Raw genomic sequence first — 15,313 nt, forward strand, 5'->3', positions numbered from 1 at the left:
TCGGCCTCCCCGGAAGGGCTTCTTCAGCCTGACGAGAATAACTTCTCCCGCCAGGTCAGTCACAACATACTAGGATCGAGCGCAGCTCTCGATTGCGCCGCGCGGGCGGCGCTCGCTCTCACAGGCGCTGCATATCTTCTGACGAACATCTGCCAGCCCTGATGCAATCCATGTGGGAGCCGGCTTGCCGGCGATTGGGCCGGTGAAGGTCACGGATCAATCAGACCAGATGCAGGTGGTTGTCCCAGAACCCGGACGGCAGGCTCATCGGTTGCCCGACCAGTTGTGCCTTGGTGCAATCGTAGAAGCGGCAGCGGCCCTGCCCGGAGGTCACGACAAAACCGTCCTTGACGGCACCGACCCCGGCACAGTCGGGCATAGGGGCGTCGAGCCGCACAGCGCCGCTGTCCAGGTCCCAGACGAACAGGCGGTTGGCCCGTGGCGCGGTCAGCGCCACCAGCCGCAGCTCGCTGTGGATAGCCACACTGGCGGTGTACTGGGCCATGGCCTGCAGTTGCTGCTCGGGCACCGGAAAGGCCTTGAACGGCTCGCCCGGGCGCTTGATGGCCAGCAACTCGGCCGTTTCATCGGCGTCGCCCATGAACTGCTGGCAGGCGGCAATGGTGCCATCGCTGCCCACTGCCAGGTGGCGCACGCTGTTCATCTGCTGGGCGAGGGTTTCCTTGCTCAACAAGGTGCCGTCACGCTGCATCAGCACCAGGCTCGGCTCCATGGCATCGAGGTTCATCTCGACCCGGCTTTCGGCCTCGGTGCGGATCCCGCCGTTGGCCACCACCAGGGTCTCGCCGTCGGGTAGCCAGGCCACCTCGTGCGGGCCAATCCCGTGGGTGGGGAGCTCGCCGGTGTGTACCAGGCGCGCACCTTCGAAGCGGTAGACGCCTAGCACGCCCCGCCCCGGGTCACGGGTGTCGTTCTCGGTGGCGTACAGCCATTCGCCGCTTTTGTGCACCACCGCATGGCCGTAGAAGTGCCGGTCCGCTTGCGAAACCACCGTTTGCAGCAAGCGCCCGTCGCGCAAGTCGACCAGGTAGCTTTCGGTACCGGGGCGGCGAGCGACGAACAGGGCGATCGGCTGTTCAGGATGATGGATGATGGCATGGCAACGCTGGGCAACCTGGGTGCTGAACACCTGGGTGCCGTCCAGGCGGAACCCCACGGCATAGTGCTTGCCGTCGCCGTCGTCACGCGCCGAGAGCAGCAAGGGTTCGCTGCCTTTGTTGCGGAACAGGCTCCAGCCACCCAGGGTAAGGGCGCTGAGCATTACGCTACCGAGTTTGATTGCCTGGCGTCGCAGCATGATCAGTCACCGTCGTTGGCATTGAAGCCCAGCTGTATGTTCAACGCCTTGGCCAGGTCGCCTTCGTGCAGGCGGTGGACCACGTTGAGGCTGTCATAGAGCTGGTTGAGGGTTTGTTGGCCGGCGTCGTCGGCCAGCAACTCGCCAAGGGTCTTCTGGTTGTCGGCCAGCAGTTTGAGCGAGGTAGCGTAGGCGGCGTCGATCTTGTCTGCCAGCGCTTTCTGATCGCTGGGCAGCAGGCCGCGCAAACCCTGGTTGTCGACCCCAACCCACACGGTCTGGGCAGCCTTGAGGGTGGCCTCCAGGCTTTTCAGTGAGCTGTGGCTGCGCCAGGCCTCGGCCTGCAGCGGCTGCGCGATGCCCTTGCTCTGGCGGCCCATGGGGGCGCCGAGTTTTTTCTTCAGCGTATCCAGTGCGGTCACCTGGGAGCGCAGCAGGTCGGCAATGGCCTCGTGGGAATCGGCGTAGCGCTGGTTGGGGAACTTGGTCATCTGCGAGAGCATGCCGTCGGTGCTGTTCCAGCTCTTGAGGATGTCCTCGGCCAACAGCTTCTGGTGCTCGCTGATGGCGACCAGCAGCGGGCAATAACGGGCCTTCTGTTCGGCTGTGGCGATGTCCGGCTTGCTGTCGAACAGAATGTATTCATAGGCCGACAGCCCACGCACCACCACGCTGGCCTTGCCCAGGGCGGCCACATCGACTGGCTTGTCGCCGTTGACCAATTGCTCTACCTGGCGGCCGACCAGGTTTTTCTTGTCGGGCCAGAACTGCACCTGCCAGGCGCGGTTGCCTTCGGCCAGAGGGCCCACCAGCAGCGGTTGCAGTTCAGCCCAGGCTTTTTGTGCGTTGAGGAAGTCGGCACGGGCCTTTTCCAGGTCTTCCTTGCCTTCGCAGTAGGCCAAGGCGCTGGCGGCCAGGGTACGGTCGGCTTCGACCCAGCGGCTGTAGGTGGGCAGGATCACCTGTTTGGCGATGGCGGCGGAGGTCACTGCTTGCGGGTCCTGCGGCGAGCAGGCGCCAAGGGCGAGTGCGGCGAGGCTGGTGAACAACAATTTGGGTCGGAACATGCCGGCTCCTTTGCGCGTTTAAAGGGAATTCAGGAACGCCAGCAGCGCGGCGCGCTGCTCGGCATTGAAGGTGAGAACGAAATTGCGTGCCGCTTCGGCTTCGCCGCCATGCCAAAGCACGGCTTCGAGCAGGTTGCGCGCGCGGCCATCGTGCAGGAACTGGCTGTGGCCACTGACCGTTTCGCTCAGGCCGATGCCCCACAGCGGCGCGGTACGCCAGTCCTGGCCGTTGGCGGCGAATTCGGTGCGCTCGTCGGCCAGGCCCGGCCCCATGTCGTGCAGCAGCAGGTCGCTGTAGGGGCGGATGACCTGGTTGGCCAGCTCTGGTTCGGTTGCATCGGCGGCGGTGGTGAACTGCGGTGTATGGCAACCCTGGCAGCCGGCCTGGTAGAACAGGTTCTTGCCCGCCAGCACCTGTGGCGCGCCCACGTCGCGGCGTGCCGGCACGGCCAGGTTGCGGGTATAGAAGGTGACCAGGCGCAGAATGTTGTCGCTGACTTCCTTCTCGCCATCGGCGCCATCGCCATTGGGCGCAGCCAGGCACGCGGCTTGTGCCGCCGTGCAGTCGTCCTTGGGCTGCAGGGTACTGGTCAGGCCCATGTCGCCGGCGAAGGCGTGCACGTTCTGCTGGTTGACGTTGGGTTGGCCGGCCTTCCAGCCGAAGCGCCCGACCACGGTCTTGCCCTGGGCGTCATCCCATACCCGGTTGGCTCGCCCGCGAATGCCGTCGTGGTTACGGTCGTCGGGGTCTTCGTTGGCCAGCAGGGCGGCTTCGGGGATGGCTTCGAGCAGGCCCAGGCCGATCATCGGCGGGGCCACCCGTGCGGAAAACCGGGTGTCGGGGTGCATCACGCCGTAGCCCAACTGAGTGATTTGCAGGCTTGGCTTGCGCAGTTGCACCTGATGGCCATCCTCGAACGTCACCGTGTGCTGGGCATAGCTCACCCGCACCTTGCCTTCCGGGGCCACGCCGGGGATGGCCATGTCTTGCAACTGGGTGCCATAGACCGGTTCCGGCACCACGCCGATGCGCTCGATCACCTTGGCCAGGTAGGGTTGGTCGGGGATAGACAGGCGCACCAGCATGCCGACGGCGTTGCTGTCATTGGCGGCTGGGGGATGACCACGGCCGTCGCGCACATGGCAGTTCTGGCAGGCATTGGTGTTGAACAGCGGGCCCAGGCCATCGCGTGCAGTCGTGGTAGAGGGGGCGATCACCCAGGGGCTGCGGAAGAAGCTGTTGCCTACGGCGAAGTCCAGCCGCCGTTCCGGCGAAAGGTTGGCCGAGGGCTGGGCGTAGGCGTTGCGGTCACTGCGCTGTACGGTGGCCAGGCCAGCCGACAAGGCTTCGCCGGGCTCGGCCTGGGTGAAGCGCGGGGCGTCGTCACAGGCAGCGAGGGCAAAGGCCAGCAGCAAGGGGCTGAGTCGAAACAGCGACAAGGACATCGAGAATCCTGGGCTTGAGCAAAAAACCGGCGTGCAAGCTTAGCAGGCCCAGGATCATTGAATAAGAGCAATTTGCGTTTGCTCGATGAAATCGTCGTTGCTTGTGGCCCTCAGGCGATATGCAGCTTGAACTGGCGGTTCACCAGGCTGACGATCAGGTTCTTGTGGCCACCATTGCGATTGTTGCCGGCCACTTCGATGACCTCGTCACTGTCATAGTCCATGGTGTGGGCAGCGAGCTGTTTGATGGCATTCTCGTGGGCCGGTTTCCAGTAATCCTGGAAGACCCAGATGCTGGCTTCGGCAGCGGGGCCGAGAATGAGGCGCAAGGCTTTGTGGTTTTCATTGGTATTGCCGATCCACGGTACGGCCAGTTCGCCGTTCCAGGCGTGCTGGGCGCCGACTGCAACGCTTTTGCTGCGGTTCTCACCGTCGACCACGGTCAGGGTGTAGGGGGTGTTGTTGGCGATGGAGCACAGGTAGGTGACGCTGGCCATGTGAAGGTCCTTTTACGGTCGGGTTTCTGGGCGGGGTAGCGGGCTGCTCGGGCTGCGGTAGACGTAAACGCCAAGCAAGGTGATCTCGTTGAAAGGCGGGTCCAGTTCGGCGGGGTCGAAGCGCCCCAGCAGCTGCAGGCCCTGGGCAAAGGCGACAGCCTCGAACATCTTGCGGTCGGGTTCGTTGGGGTCGTACAGGTAGATCTTGCCGGAGTGGGCAAGCACCCTGCACATCTCCAGGGCCACGTGGTAAGTGATGGGGGCGCCCATCAGGGTTAGGTGGGGTATGGCGCGGGTGTCCAGCGGGAAACGGGGCGCATCGTATTCATCGACCTGATACAGGTGGGGGATGCGCTCGCCTGTGCGCGGCCCGTTGGAAATGCGCTGGCCGACTTTATTCAGGTTATAGGCGTGAGTGAAGCCGGTAATGATGTCCTTGCCCCCCACGCGCTGAACGATTCGGCCTTCCCCCCAAACATCAAGAATCTGTAGCACTGCGCCCTCCGGCCTGGTGATCCCGTGAATGGGGCCAGAATGAAGGGCGAAAGGCAGGACAGGCATCTGGAACCACAGCACCTGCAGCACAAACGCAAACGCCCGGCACAAGGCCGGGCGTTCGGGGTGAGGCGCCGTTACTGAATCAGAACTCGTGGTCCGCGGTATCCGGGTTCAGGTTGGCAATACCGAGCTTGCCCGCAGCCTGTTCGATCGCACCGGTCTGCTTGACCAGGGCGGCAATGGCATCGCGAACGATCTGGTTGCCGGCAGCGTTGTCGGGGGCGATCAACTGGTCGTAGTGCTCGCCTTTCTGCGCATGGTCGACCATGACCTGGATCTTGGCCTCGGTGGCCTCCAGGTCGGCCTTGAGGGTGGCGTCGGCCGCCGGGTCAACCTTGGCTACCAGCGACGACAGGCTCGGGCCGCTGACCTTGGTGCCGTCCGGGCGGGTGTACTCGCCCAGGTAGACATTGCGGATACCCTTGGCATCGTAGAAGTGCGAGTAGTGGGTGTTGTCGCTGAAGCAGTCCTGCTCGTCTTCCGGCGAGTTGGCTTCCAGGGAAACCTTCATGCGTTCACCGGCCAGTTCGCCCAGCGACAGGCTGCCCATGCCGAACAGCATCTTGCGCAGGCCATCGTTGACCGGCTCGGCTTCGAGCTTGGCGCGGTAGTTGTCGGCGACGTTCGGAGCCCAGTTGCCGACCATCTCTTCAAGGTCGGTGACCAGCAACTGGGTCACGGCTTTGAGGTAGGCGCGGCGGCGCTCGTTGTGGCCGCCGGTAGCACCCTGGCCTTCCAGGTAGTCCGACGCCGGGCGGGCGCCGGCGCCTGGGCCGGTACCGTTGAGGTCCTGGCCCCACAGCAGGAATTCGATGGCGTGGTAGCCCGTGGCGACGTTGGCTTCGGACCCTGCCAGTTCGTTCAGGCTGGCCAGCTTCTCGGGGGTGATGTCCTTGACGTCGATCTTTTCTTCGCCGACCTGGATCTCGGTGTTGGCGATGATGTTGGCGCTGGCGGCGGGGTTGCCCAGGGCATGCTCGTAGCTCTTGTCGACATAGTCGATCAGGCCTTCGTCCAACGGCCACGCGTTCACCTGGCCTTCCCAGTCGTCGATGATGGTGTTGCCGAAGCGGAAGGCTTCGCTCTGCAGGTAAGGCACGCGTGCAGCAACCCAGGCTTGCTTGGCAGCCTTCAGGGTTTCATCGTCTGGCTTGGCAAGGAAGGCGTCGACAGCGGTCTGCAGGGTTTTTGCGGTGCTCAGCGAGTCGCTGTACACGGCATAGACCATTTCTGCGTAATGCTTGACCACGGCTTTGCCAGCGGCTTCGTCGACAGCCCCTGGCGCTGCAGCGGTGGTGCTGGCGGCAGCGGGTGCCTGCGCTTGCGCAGCGGCAGCCTTGTCGTCTTTTTCGCCGCAACCGGCGAGGGCGATGGCCATGGCCAGCAGACTGGCGGAGGCCAGAGGCATTCGAATCATTATGGGTTTCCTGCGTCGTGTGGTTGGACAGTGCGCCTAGGCATGCGAAACGGCAACATCATGCGAAAGATTTGCATTTGCTGTAAAGGGGCGGGGGCGCATTTCATGCAAATCCAGGTCGCTGGCTTGGCCGGGCGAGCAGGTTCAGAGCATCGAGACTTGATTACGTTGGGCTTGCTTGAGGAAGTGAGTCAGTTCACGCGCCGACAGCGGCTTGCTGTAGTGATAGCCCTGGCCCTCGTGGCAGCCCTGGGCAATGATGTAGGTTTCCTGCTCGGCGGTTTCCACGCCTTCGGCGATGACCTGCATGCCCAGGCTCTTGCCCAGCTGGATGATGGCGCGAACGATGGTAGCGTCGTCATCGTCGTCAAGCAGGTCCTGGACGAAGCTCTTGTCGATCTTGATCTTGTCCAGCGGCAATGACTTCAGGTAGCTGAGCGACGAGTAACCGGTGCCGAAGTCGTCGATCGCAATCAGCGCCCCGGAACGGCGCAGGCTCAGCAGGTGCTGGGCGGCGGTGCTGATGTCTTCCATCAGGCCGGTTTCGGTGACCTCCAGCTCCAGGCTGCGCGGTGGCAGGCGGTAGGCCTGCAACAGGTTGTTGACTACCCGCGGCAGCTCGCTGTGGTGCAACTGCACGGTAGACAGGTTGACCGCCATGCGCAGGTCGCTGAAGCCCAGGTCGTGCCATTCGCGCAATTGCCGGCAGGCCTGGTCGAGTACCCATTCGCCGATGCTGATGATGCTGCCGTTCTGTTCGGCCAGCGGGATGAACTGGTCGGGCGGCACCATGCCCAGCTCCGGGTGCTGCCAGCGCAGCAGGGCCTCCACGCCGACCACGCGGTGGTCGCGGTAGCTGATCTGTGGCTGGTACACCAGGTACAGCTGGTTACGCGGCAGGGCTTCGCGCAGGTCCTTCTCCAACTCGCGGCGGCGGCGCATTTCACTGTCGACGCTGGCAATGTAGAACTGGTAGCGGTTGCGCGAGCGGGCCTTGGCCAGGGTCATGGTCTGCTCGGCTTTCTGCAGTAGCTTTTCCGTGCTGTCGCCGTCTTCCGGGAACAGGGTGATGCCGTTGGTGGCGCGCAGGCGGATCTGCTGGTGATCGAGGTCGAATGGCACCTCCAGGTCATCCAGGATGCTTTGCGCCAGTTCGGCAGCTTCGTAGGGCTGCTCGATGTTGGCTTGCACCAGGGCAAACTGGTCGCCGCCCAGCCGCGCCAGGGCACCCAGGCGGCCGCTATGCGCCCGCAGGCGGTCGGCCAGGGCCAGTAACAGTTGGTCACCCACCTGGTAACTGAATTGTTCGTTGATGCCCTTGAAGTCGTCCAGGCCCACGCACAGTACCGCCACCCGATGTTGCAGGCGGCCACCGTCGACCAGGATCTTGTCCAGTTGCTGTTGCAGCTGCTGGCGGTTGGGCAGGCCGGTCAGGAAGTCGTATTGGGCCATGCGCTGCAGGCTGTTTTCCGCTTCGTGACGCAGGTGGGTGTTGCGCTCGATCGAAGCCAGCAACTGGTTGGCCGTGTTGACCCAAAGGCCCAGTTCGTTCTTTTCGTGCCCCTTCAGCAGCGGGATCTGGTGCTGGCTGGGGCGGTCGGGGTTGATCTGCGTGAGGTGCTCGATGATCTTCGACAGCGGCTTGGTCAGCAGCCAGTGGTAGACCAGGTACAGCACCAGGCCCATGGCCAGGGCGCGCAGTACGCCGGAGATGAAGATGATGACCGCGTTGATCAGGAAATCTTCACCATACGAAGAGGTGTCGAGGGTGATGCTGAGGTCGCCGTAGTATTCGCTGTAGGGGCCGCGGCCGACCAGTTGCGTGGTGTAGGTACGTTCCTGGCCGAGAATCAGGTCGGTCAGCCAGCGCATGGAGGTGTCCCGCAGCGGCCTGGACTTTTCTGCCAGCATGGTTTCATTGGGGTGGCCGATGGACGCCATGCGTACCGATTCGTCCTGGAACAGGCCCTCCATCACCTGCATGCCCATTTCACGGTCGAGGCTGTACACCGCCTGGGTCGACGGGTCGCGGAACATGTCGAGGATGCGCTGGGCATCGTTGTTCACGGTCTGGCGGGTCTTGTAGGTGTCGTAGACAATTTGCGCACAGCTGAGCAGTACGCCGACCGCCAGCGCCGACAGCAGCACGACCCTGAGCAACTTGACCGACAAGCTGTTCCGCAATTCCAGCTTCAATGGGGTTTCCTTAATCCATGCGCATGGCATCATTTTGCCATCAACGATGACGATACACTATCGGCCTACCATGAGCAGTGTATCGGTTGCCTGCCCCTGCAACTTGAGTGCGCTGTCTCAATCTTCCAAAGATTTGATGTTAGCGCGCTCTGCCGCCTGAGCAAGCAAAACCGTGCGGCTCGGTGTACCGGCGCGGCGGCCCCTGGCAGGCACAAAAAAACCCGGCACATGGCCGGGTTTTCTGTTCAAGGCTGGGTGACTCAGGCCTTGAAGGTCTTGCCTTCGAACTGCTCGGCAACGAAGGCCCAGTTGACCAGGTTCCAGAACGCCTCGACGTACTTCGGACGCAGGTTGCGGTAGTCGATGTAGTAGGCGTGTTCCCAGACGTCGCAGGTCAGCAGCGGGGTGTCGCCGCTGGTCAGCGGGCAGCCGGCGCCAATGGTGCTGGCCAGGGCCAGGGAGCCGTCGGCTTTCTTCACCAGCCAGCCCCAGCCGGAACCGAAGGTGCCGACCGAAGTCTTGGTGAACTCTTCCTTGAACTTGTCGAAGGAACCGAAGGCCGCGTTGATGGCATCGGCCAGGGCGCCGGTTGGCTGGCCGCCGCCGTTTGGCGACAGGCAGTTCCAGTAGAAGGTGTGGTTCCAGACTTGAGCGGCGTTGTTGAAGATGCCGCCCGAAGAGGCCTTGACGATTTCTTCGAGGGACTTGCCTTCGAATTCGGTGCCTGGGACCAGGTTGTTCAGGTTCACGACATAGGTGTTGTGGTGCTTGTCGTGGTGATACTCCAGGGTTTCCTTGGAGATGTGCGGCTGCAGGGCATCGTGGGCGTACGGCAGCGGCGGCAATTCAAAAGCCATGGTGGATCTCCTGATTCAGGTCTGTTTGCGGTTTGCGCAAGGCCGATCACGGGCGGCCCGATCAGCGTCGGCGAGTTTTTACTCTTTGCGACGCAAGGGCTGGATCATAGCACCGGGTCCGGCGCATAACCACGCAACAAACATAGGGAATAGAGGTTCCGCGGCGGTCGAGCCATGCCGACCGGTGGTCTCGGGCTCTGCCTGCCAGGGCCCTTGGGATCAGTTGAAGATCAACTGCGCCGCCACCGCAAACATCATGACCGCCACCATCAGGTCGAGCATGCGCCAGGTTGCCGGCCGCGCCAGCCACGGGGCCAGCCAGGCCGCGCCGAGCGCCAGGGTCGAGAACCACAGCAGTGAAGCGCTGGCGGCCCCGGCCACATAAGCCCCGGGCTCGGTCTGCTGGGCGCCCAGCGAGCCGATCAGCAACACCGTGTCGAGGTACACGTGCGGGTTCAGCAACGTCACCGCCAAGGCGCTGAGCAGTACCGCGCGACGTGAGCGTGTGCCCTGGCCCTGCTGGTGCTGCAGGCTTTGCTTGGAGCAGGCACTGCGCAAGGCCTTGGCCCCGTACCAGATGAGGAACACCGCACCGCCCCAGCGGGCGATCGCCAGCAAGGTCGGGTTGTGCGCCAGTACGGTGGCCAGGCCAAACACACCGGCCGCCACCAGGATGGCATCGCAGACGATGCACAGCACTGCCACCGGCAGGTGGTGCTCGCGGCGCAGGCTTTGAGCAAGTACGAAGGCATTCTGGGCGCCGATGGCCATGATCAGGCCGAAGGCCACCAGCATGCCGTTGAGATAGCTTTGCCACATGGCCAGGCTCTCCGAACAGGTCATAAAAGATGCTGGCCATTGTGTGGGTTAGGGCGATATAAGAAAAACAAATAAAGCTGATCCCTCATTAGGAAAATCGATGTTCGACTACAAGCTGCTTGCCGCCCTGGCGGCCGTGATCGAACAGGGTGGTTTCGAGCGTGCCGCGCAAGTGCTGGGCCTGTCGCAATCGGCCATTTCCCAGCGCATCAAACTGCTCGAGGCGCGGGTCGGCCAGCCCGTGCTGGTGCGCGCTACCCCGCCCAGCCCGACAGAGGTCGGCCGCCAGCTGCTCAACCATGTGCAGCAGGTACGCCTGCTTGAACGTGACCTGCAGCGCCAGGTGCCGGCGCTGGACGAAGAAGGCATGCCAGAGCGCCTGCGCATCGCCCTCAACGCCGACAGCCTGGCCACTTGGTGGGCTGGCGCGGTGGGCAACTTCTGTGCGCAGCAGAACGTGCTGACCGACCTGGTGGTGGAAGACCAGGAAGTGGGCCTGAAGCGCATGCGTGCGGGCGAGGTGGCGGCCTGCCTGTGTGGCAGTGAACGGCCTGTGGCCGGGGCACGCAGCCTGCCGTTGGGGGCAATGCGTTATCGGGCGTTGGCCAGCCCCGGATTCATGGCGCGCCATTTTCCCCAAGGCTTTGTCGCCAGCCGCCTGGCCCGCACCCCGGCCATCGTGTACGGCCCGGACGACTTCCTGCAGCACCGCTACCTGGCGTCGCTGGGCATGGAGGATGGTTTCCTGCACCACCTGTGCCCGTCATCCGAAGGCTTCCTGCGCATGACCGAGGCGGGCCTGGGCTGGGGGCTGGTGCCCGAATTGCAGGCCCGCGAGCAACTGGCCGGTGGGCAGTTGGTGGAAATTTGCAGCGATACCCCCATCGATGTGCCGCTGTACTGGCATCATTGGCGCAATGGCGGGCAATTGCTCGCGCAACTGACCGAGCATCTGCGGCATACGGCAGGGCAATGGCTGGTGCCGTTGTAGCCGCGGCTGGCGTCAGTTGCATCTGAAATCTGGCAAGACGGAGTGTTACATGCGAATTCTGGTCACCGGCGCGAGTGGCTTCATTGGCGGGCGCTTTGCGCGTTTCGCCCTGGAGCAGGGCCTGGACGTGCGGGTCAGCGGCCGCCGTGCGGAGGGGGTGGAGCACCTGGTCAAGCGCGGTGCCCAGTTCATCCCCGGCGACCTGAACGATGCCGAGCTGGCCCGGCGCCTTTGCCAGGGCGTCGAAGCGGTGGTGCACTGTGCCGGCGCTGTGGGGCACTGGGGGCGTTATCAGGATTTCCACCAAGCCAACGTGGTGGTCACCGAGAACGTGGTCGAAGGGTGCCTCAAGGAGCACGTGCGGCGCCTGGTACACCTGTCGTCGCCGTCCATGTACTTCAACGGCCGCTCGCGCCTCGACATCCGGGAAGACCAGCTGCCGCGCCGGTTCCATGACCATTATGGGAAAACCAAGTACCTGGCCGAGCAGAAAGTGTTCGGCGCGCAGGAGTTCGGCCTCGAGGTGTTGGCACTGCGCCCCCGCTTCGTCACCGGGGCCGGCGATGCCAGCATCTTCCCGCGGCTGATGCAGATGCAGCGCAAGGGCCGGGTCGCGATCATCGGCAATGGCCTGAACAAGGTTGATTTCACCAGTGTGCACAACCTCAACGAGGCACTGCTCAGCGCCCTGTTCGCCGATGACCGGGCATTGGGCCAAGCCTACAACATCAGCAACGGCCAGCCGCTGCCGTTGTGGGACGTGGTCAACTACGTGATGCGCCAGATGCAGTTGCCGCAGGTGACCCGCTACCGTTCCTACGGCCTGGCCTACAGCCTGGCTGCGCTCAACGAAGCCGCCTGCATGCTATGGCCGGGGCGCCCGCAACCGACCTTGTCGCGGTTGGGAATGCAGGTCATGAGCCGTGATTTCACCCTCGACATCAGCCGCGCCAGGCAATACCTGGACTATCAGCCGAAGGTCAGCCTGTGGACGGCGCTGGATGAATTCTGCGCCTGGTGGAAACATCAGCCCCCGGGGCAGTGAACGCGGCGCGCCGATTAGGGTCAGCAGTGCGCCGCGCGAGCGGTTTATACTCCTGTTTCTTTGCTATTACCGCGGTTGAACTCACCCATGCGCAACCATGCTCACGACGATTTCGATGATGTGCCAACCCTGCGGGCCGGCACCCCTGATGATGACGAACTGTTGCCGGCGCACGTGGCCCGTAGCCGCCAGAAGGCGGCCAGGCCGGCCAGCACCGGGCCTTTGTGGGTGCTGCTGGGGGCCTCGTTCATAGCCCTGGCCGGGCTGGGCTGGTGGAGCTTCCAGCAGATCTCGCTGATGGAGCAGCAACTGGTGGCCACCCAGGAAAGCTTTGCCCGCATCAGCGAAGATGCAGCGGGGCGCTTGCAGGCAATCAGTGGCAAGGTCGCTGCCAGCGAATCGTCGGTCAACACCGGCAGCGAGGCGCTCAAGCTGCAGATCCGCCAGTTGCAGGCCAGCCTGGCCGAGCAGAGCAAGCAGCAGCAAGGCGTGGCTGGCCAGGCCGGCGACCTGGGCAAGCGCCTGGAGCAGGTGCTGGCCGATACCCGTGAGCAGCAGAAAGCCGTGACCGAATTGCAAGGCCAGCTGCAGGCGCAGTTGAAGGCGGTGAATGCCGAGCTGGCGGCGTTGAAGTCGGGCCAGGTAGACGGTGGCAAGCTTGATGGGCAGCTCAAAAACCTGAGCGAAGAGGTGGCTGCGCTGAAGAAGCAGGGCAACCCGAGTGCGGCGATCGAAAGCCTGGAGCAGGACGTGCTGGTGCTCAAGACGCAAATGGAAAACCGCGGCTCGTCGGGCTCGAGTGGCGCATCGGTGCAGGAGTTCGATGCGTTCCGCGGGCAGACCACGCGCAACCTCAACACCCTACAGAGCCAGATCCAGAACCTGCAGCAGCAAATCAACGCTCGGCCCTGAAATGGCCTGAACCCGCTGCTACAGGTGCACGGTAGCAGCGGGTTCGCTGGGTTACAGGCGCGGGTAATCGATATACCCCACCGGCCCCTTGCTATAGAACGTTTCGGGGTGCGCCTCGTTCAACGGTGCATCTGCTGCCAGGCGTGCCGGCAGGTCCGGGTTGGCAATGAACGGCACCCCGAACGCCACCGCATCGGCCTTGCCATCGGCCAGGGCTGCATTGGCACTTGCCTTGTCGAAACGCTCGTTGACGATGTATGGCCCACCAAACGCCGCCTTGATCAACGGCCCGATGCTGTCGTCGGCTTCACGCTCCCGCGAGCAGATGAAGGCGATGCCGCGTTTGCCCAGTTCGCGGGCAACGTACGTGAACGTCTCGGCACGGTCGGCGTCACCCATGTCGTGGGCGTCGGCACGTGGTGCCAGGTGCACGCCGACCCGGTTGGCCCCCCACACCTCGATGGCTGCATCGGTCACCTCCAGCAGCAGGCGCGCGCGGTTTTCCAGCGAGCCGCCGTAGCGGTCGGTGCGCTGGTTGGTACTGCTTTGCAGGAACTGGTCGAGCAGGTAGCCATTGGCGCCGTGAATTTCCACACCATCGAAACCGGCGGCCTTGGCGTTTTCCGCACCGCTGCGGTAGGCCTCGACGATGTCGCTGATTTCTTCGGTTTCCAGTGCGCGCGGGGTGGGGTAGTCACTCAGCGGGCGTACCAGGCTGACATGCCCCTTGGCCTGGATCGCGCTGGGGGCCACCGGCAGTTCGCCGTTCAGGTAGCTGGGGTGCGAGATACGCCCCACGTGCCACAGCTGCAGGAATATGCGCCCGCCCGCGCCATGCACGGCCTTGGTGACATTGGTCCAGCCGCGGACTTGCTCATCGTTCCAGATACCGGGCGTATCCGGGTAGCCGACGCCCATGGCGGTGACCGAGGTTGCCTCGCTGAGAATCAGCCCGGCGCTGGCGCGTTGGACGTAGTACTCGGCCATCAGGGCATTGGGCACGCGACCCTCGTCTGCACGGCAGCGAGTGAGTGGGGCCATGATGATGCGGTTGGGCAACTGCAGGTCGCCCAGGGTGATCGGATCGAAAAGCGTGGTCATGTCAGTTACCTGCTGGTCAAAGCGCTTGGCGCAGTTGTTCCAGGAACGCCTGGATGGTGGCTTCGTTGCGTTTGAAGAAATGCCATTGGCCGATCTTCTGGCTGCTGATCAGCCCGGCACGCTGCAAGGTGGCCAGGTGGGCGGAGACGGTCGACTGCGAAAGGCCGCAGCGTTGGTCGATCTGCCCGGCACACACACCGTTTTCGGTGCTGTGGTACTGGTCCGGGAACTGGTTTGCCGGGTCTTTCAGCCAGCTGAGAATTTCTCGCCTGACCGGGTGGGCCAGCGCTTTTATGATTTCGTCGAGATCGAGTGGCATGGCGTGAGGCTCGTTGTAGCGGTATATCGCGATAGGGCGAAATATAAATCGCTGAATGCCGATATCCAAATATCCAGTGGTGCTTAGCTGAGTTCAAATCGCTATATCGCGTTATAACGATATTGGGCGCCGCGGTGGTAGACTGCGCTCATGAACTACCTCGCACATTTGCACCTGGGCGGGCCGGCCCCGCAACAACTGCTGGGCAGCCTGTACGGCGATTTCGTCAAAGGCTCGCTGCACGGGCGCTTCCCGCCTGCTTTGGAGGCGGCTATCCGATTGCACCGGCATATCGACAGCTATACCGACCGGCACCCCTTGGTACTGGCGGCGCTGGCGCGGTTCCCGCGTGAGCGGCGGCGCTTCGCCGGCATCGTGCTGGACGTGTTTTTCGACCACTGCCTGGCGCGGCATTGGCACGACTATGCCGAGCAGCCCTTGGCGCAGTTCACGGGCGCGTTTTATCGGGTATTGCTGGCGGAGCCTGAGCTGCCGGGGCGGCTGGCGCGCATTGCGCCGTTCATGGCTGCCGATGACTGGTTGGGCGCTTATGGCGACTTCGCCACGCTGGAACAGGTGTTCAACGGCATCGGCCGGCGGCTGTCGCGGCCAGACGCGATGGCGGGGGTGATGGTGGAGCTGGAGCGGCTGTACGAGCCGCTGCTGGCGGACTTTCGCGCGTTCTACCCGCAATTGCAGGCGTTTGCAGCGGCGGGGCGGGTGTCAGGCGGCTGATGTTGGTTGCCTGTTGCGGCCCTATCGCCGGCAAG

Annotated in this window: 15 protein-coding genes; 4 read left to right on the forward strand and 11 right to left on the reverse strand. The window is 63.6% G+C overall.

Annotated features, from left to right (window positions below; translation table 11 throughout):
• Positions 1-220 precede the first annotated feature (220 nt).
• The 9 genes from B3361_RS19015 to B3361_RS19055 form a co-directional block, all read right to left on the reverse strand.
• Complete coding sequence (locus B3361_RS19015; RefSeq protein ID WP_054906134.1) at positions 221-1,318, reverse strand: DUF1513 domain-containing protein; 1,098 nt, start codon at positions 1,316-1,318, stop codon at positions 221-223.
• Between the two features lie 2 nt (positions 1,319-1,320).
• Positions 1,321-2,385, reverse strand: a complete 1,065-nt coding sequence (locus B3361_RS19020; RefSeq protein WP_009686819.1) for an imelysin family protein — start codon at positions 2,383-2,385, stop codon at positions 1,321-1,323.
• Between the two features lie 18 nt (positions 2,386-2,403).
• Positions 2,404-3,831: a di-heme oxidoredictase family protein gene (locus B3361_RS19025; protein ID WP_054906133.1), complete on the reverse strand. Its 1,428-nt coding sequence runs from the start codon at positions 3,829-3,831 to the stop codon at positions 2,404-2,406.
• 110 nt (positions 3,832-3,941) lie between these two features.
• A complete protein-coding gene (locus tag B3361_RS19030; RefSeq protein WP_029887115.1) occupies positions 3,942-4,328 on the reverse strand; it encodes a hypothetical protein in 387 nt (128 codons plus the stop codon).
• 12 nt (positions 4,329-4,340) lie between these two features.
• Positions 4,341-4,823: a hypothetical protein gene (locus B3361_RS19035; protein ID WP_054906135.1), complete on the reverse strand. Its 483-nt coding sequence runs from the start codon at positions 4,821-4,823 to the stop codon at positions 4,341-4,343.
• A gap of 145 nt (positions 4,824-4,968) precedes the next feature.
• A complete protein-coding gene (locus B3361_RS19040; RefSeq protein ID WP_009686823.1) occupies positions 4,969-6,303 on the reverse strand; it encodes an imelysin family protein in 1,335 nt (444 codons plus the stop codon).
• 144 nt (positions 6,304-6,447) lie between these two features.
• Positions 6,448-8,499, reverse strand: coding sequence for a putative bifunctional diguanylate cyclase/phosphodiesterase (locus B3361_RS19045; protein WP_286920317.1), 2,052 nt, complete (start codon positions 8,497-8,499; stop codon positions 6,448-6,450).
• Positions 8,500-8,759: 260 nt separating this feature from the next.
• Positions 8,760-9,356 (reverse strand): superoxide dismutase, encoded by a 597-nt coding sequence (locus tag B3361_RS19050; protein WP_009686825.1) that lies wholly within the window; start codon positions 9,354-9,356, stop codon positions 8,760-8,762.
• A 219-nt stretch (positions 9,357-9,575) separates the two neighbouring features.
• Complete coding sequence (locus B3361_RS19055; protein ID WP_009686826.1) at positions 9,576-10,175, reverse strand: LysE/ArgO family amino acid transporter; 600 nt, start codon at positions 10,173-10,175, stop codon at positions 9,576-9,578.
• Between the two features lie 100 nt (positions 10,176-10,275).
• Between B3361_RS19055 and B3361_RS19060 the strand changes: the two genes are divergently transcribed.
• From B3361_RS19060 to B3361_RS19070, 3 genes are all read left to right on the forward strand, one after another.
• Positions 10,276-11,166, forward strand: a complete 891-nt coding sequence (locus B3361_RS19060) for a LysR family transcriptional regulator ArgP (RefSeq protein WP_029887119.1) — start codon at positions 10,276-10,278, stop codon at positions 11,164-11,166.
• A 49-nt stretch (positions 11,167-11,215) separates the two neighbouring features.
• Complete coding sequence (locus tag B3361_RS19065; protein WP_054906132.1) at positions 11,216-12,211, forward strand: NAD-dependent epimerase/dehydratase family protein; 996 nt, start codon at positions 11,216-11,218, stop codon at positions 12,209-12,211.
• Between the two features lie 87 nt (positions 12,212-12,298).
• Positions 12,299-13,123, forward strand: a complete 825-nt coding sequence (locus B3361_RS19070; protein WP_054906131.1) for a hypothetical protein — start codon at positions 12,299-12,301, stop codon at positions 13,121-13,123.
• Positions 13,124-13,174: 51 nt separating this feature from the next.
• Here B3361_RS19070 and B3361_RS19075 read toward each other — a convergent pair whose 3' ends face one another.
• Positions 13,175-14,224, reverse strand: a complete 1,050-nt coding sequence (locus tag B3361_RS19075; RefSeq protein ID WP_009686830.1) for an alkene reductase — start codon at positions 14,222-14,224, stop codon at positions 13,175-13,177.
• A 16-nt stretch (positions 14,225-14,240) separates the two neighbouring features.
• Entirely contained in the window at positions 14,241-14,543 is a 303-nt protein-coding gene (locus B3361_RS19080) for an ArsR/SmtB family transcription factor (RefSeq protein WP_054906130.1), read from the reverse strand.
• A gap of 150 nt (positions 14,544-14,693) precedes the next feature.
• Between B3361_RS19080 and B3361_RS19085 the strand changes: the two genes are divergently transcribed.
• Complete coding sequence (locus B3361_RS19085; RefSeq protein ID WP_054906129.1) at positions 14,694-15,278, forward strand: ACP phosphodiesterase; 585 nt, start codon at positions 14,694-14,696, stop codon at positions 15,276-15,278.
• Positions 15,279-15,313: the final 35 nt, after the last annotated feature.

This window comes from Pseudomonas sp. UBA6699 (assembly GCF_002454615.1).
Classification (GTDB): Bacteria; Pseudomonadota; Gammaproteobacteria; order Pseudomonadales; family Pseudomonadaceae; genus Aquipseudomonas; species Aquipseudomonas juntendi.

Bases quoted from the DNA above. Each gene is read 5' to 3' on its own strand.
- B3361_RS19015 (WP_054906134.1), bottom strand. From the start codon at position 1,318: ATGCTGCGACGCCAGGCAATCAAACTCGGTAGCGTAATGCTCAGCGCC.
- B3361_RS19020 (WP_009686819.1), bottom strand. From the start codon at position 2,385: ATGTTCCGACCCAAATTGTTGTTCACCAGCCTCGCCGCACTCGCCCTT.
- B3361_RS19025 (WP_054906133.1), bottom strand. From the start codon at position 3,831: ATGTCCTTGTCGCTGTTTCGACTCAGCCCCTTGCTGCTGGCCTTTGCC.
- B3361_RS19030 (WP_029887115.1), bottom strand. From the start codon at position 4,328: ATGGCCAGCGTCACCTACCTGTGCTCCATCGCCAACAACACCCCCTAC.
- B3361_RS19040 (WP_009686823.1), bottom strand. From the start codon at position 6,303: ATGATTCGAATGCCTCTGGCCTCCGCCAGTCTGCTGGCCATGGCCATC.
- B3361_RS19050 (WP_009686825.1), bottom strand. From the start codon at position 9,356: ATGGCTTTTGAATTGCCGCCGCTGCCGTACGCCCACGATGCCCTGCAG.
- B3361_RS19055 (WP_009686826.1), bottom strand. From the start codon at position 10,175: ATGTGGCAAAGCTATCTCAACGGCATGCTGGTGGCCTTCGGCCTGATC.
- B3361_RS19060 (WP_029887119.1), top strand. From the start codon at position 10,276: ATGTTCGACTACAAGCTGCTTGCCGCCCTGGCGGCCGTGATCGAACAG.
- B3361_RS19065 (WP_054906132.1), top strand. From the start codon at position 11,216: ATGCGAATTCTGGTCACCGGCGCGAGTGGCTTCATTGGCGGGCGCTTT.
- B3361_RS19070 (WP_054906131.1), top strand. From the start codon at position 12,299: ATGCGCAACCATGCTCACGACGATTTCGATGATGTGCCAACCCTGCGG.
- B3361_RS19075 (WP_009686830.1), bottom strand. From the start codon at position 14,224: ATGACCACGCTTTTCGATCCGATCACCCTGGGCGACCTGCAGTTGCCC.
- B3361_RS19080 (WP_054906130.1), bottom strand. From the start codon at position 14,543: ATGCCACTCGATCTCGACGAAATCATAAAAGCGCTGGCCCACCCGGTC.
- B3361_RS19085 (WP_054906129.1), top strand. From the start codon at position 14,694: ATGAACTACCTCGCACATTTGCACCTGGGCGGGCCGGCCCCGCAACAA.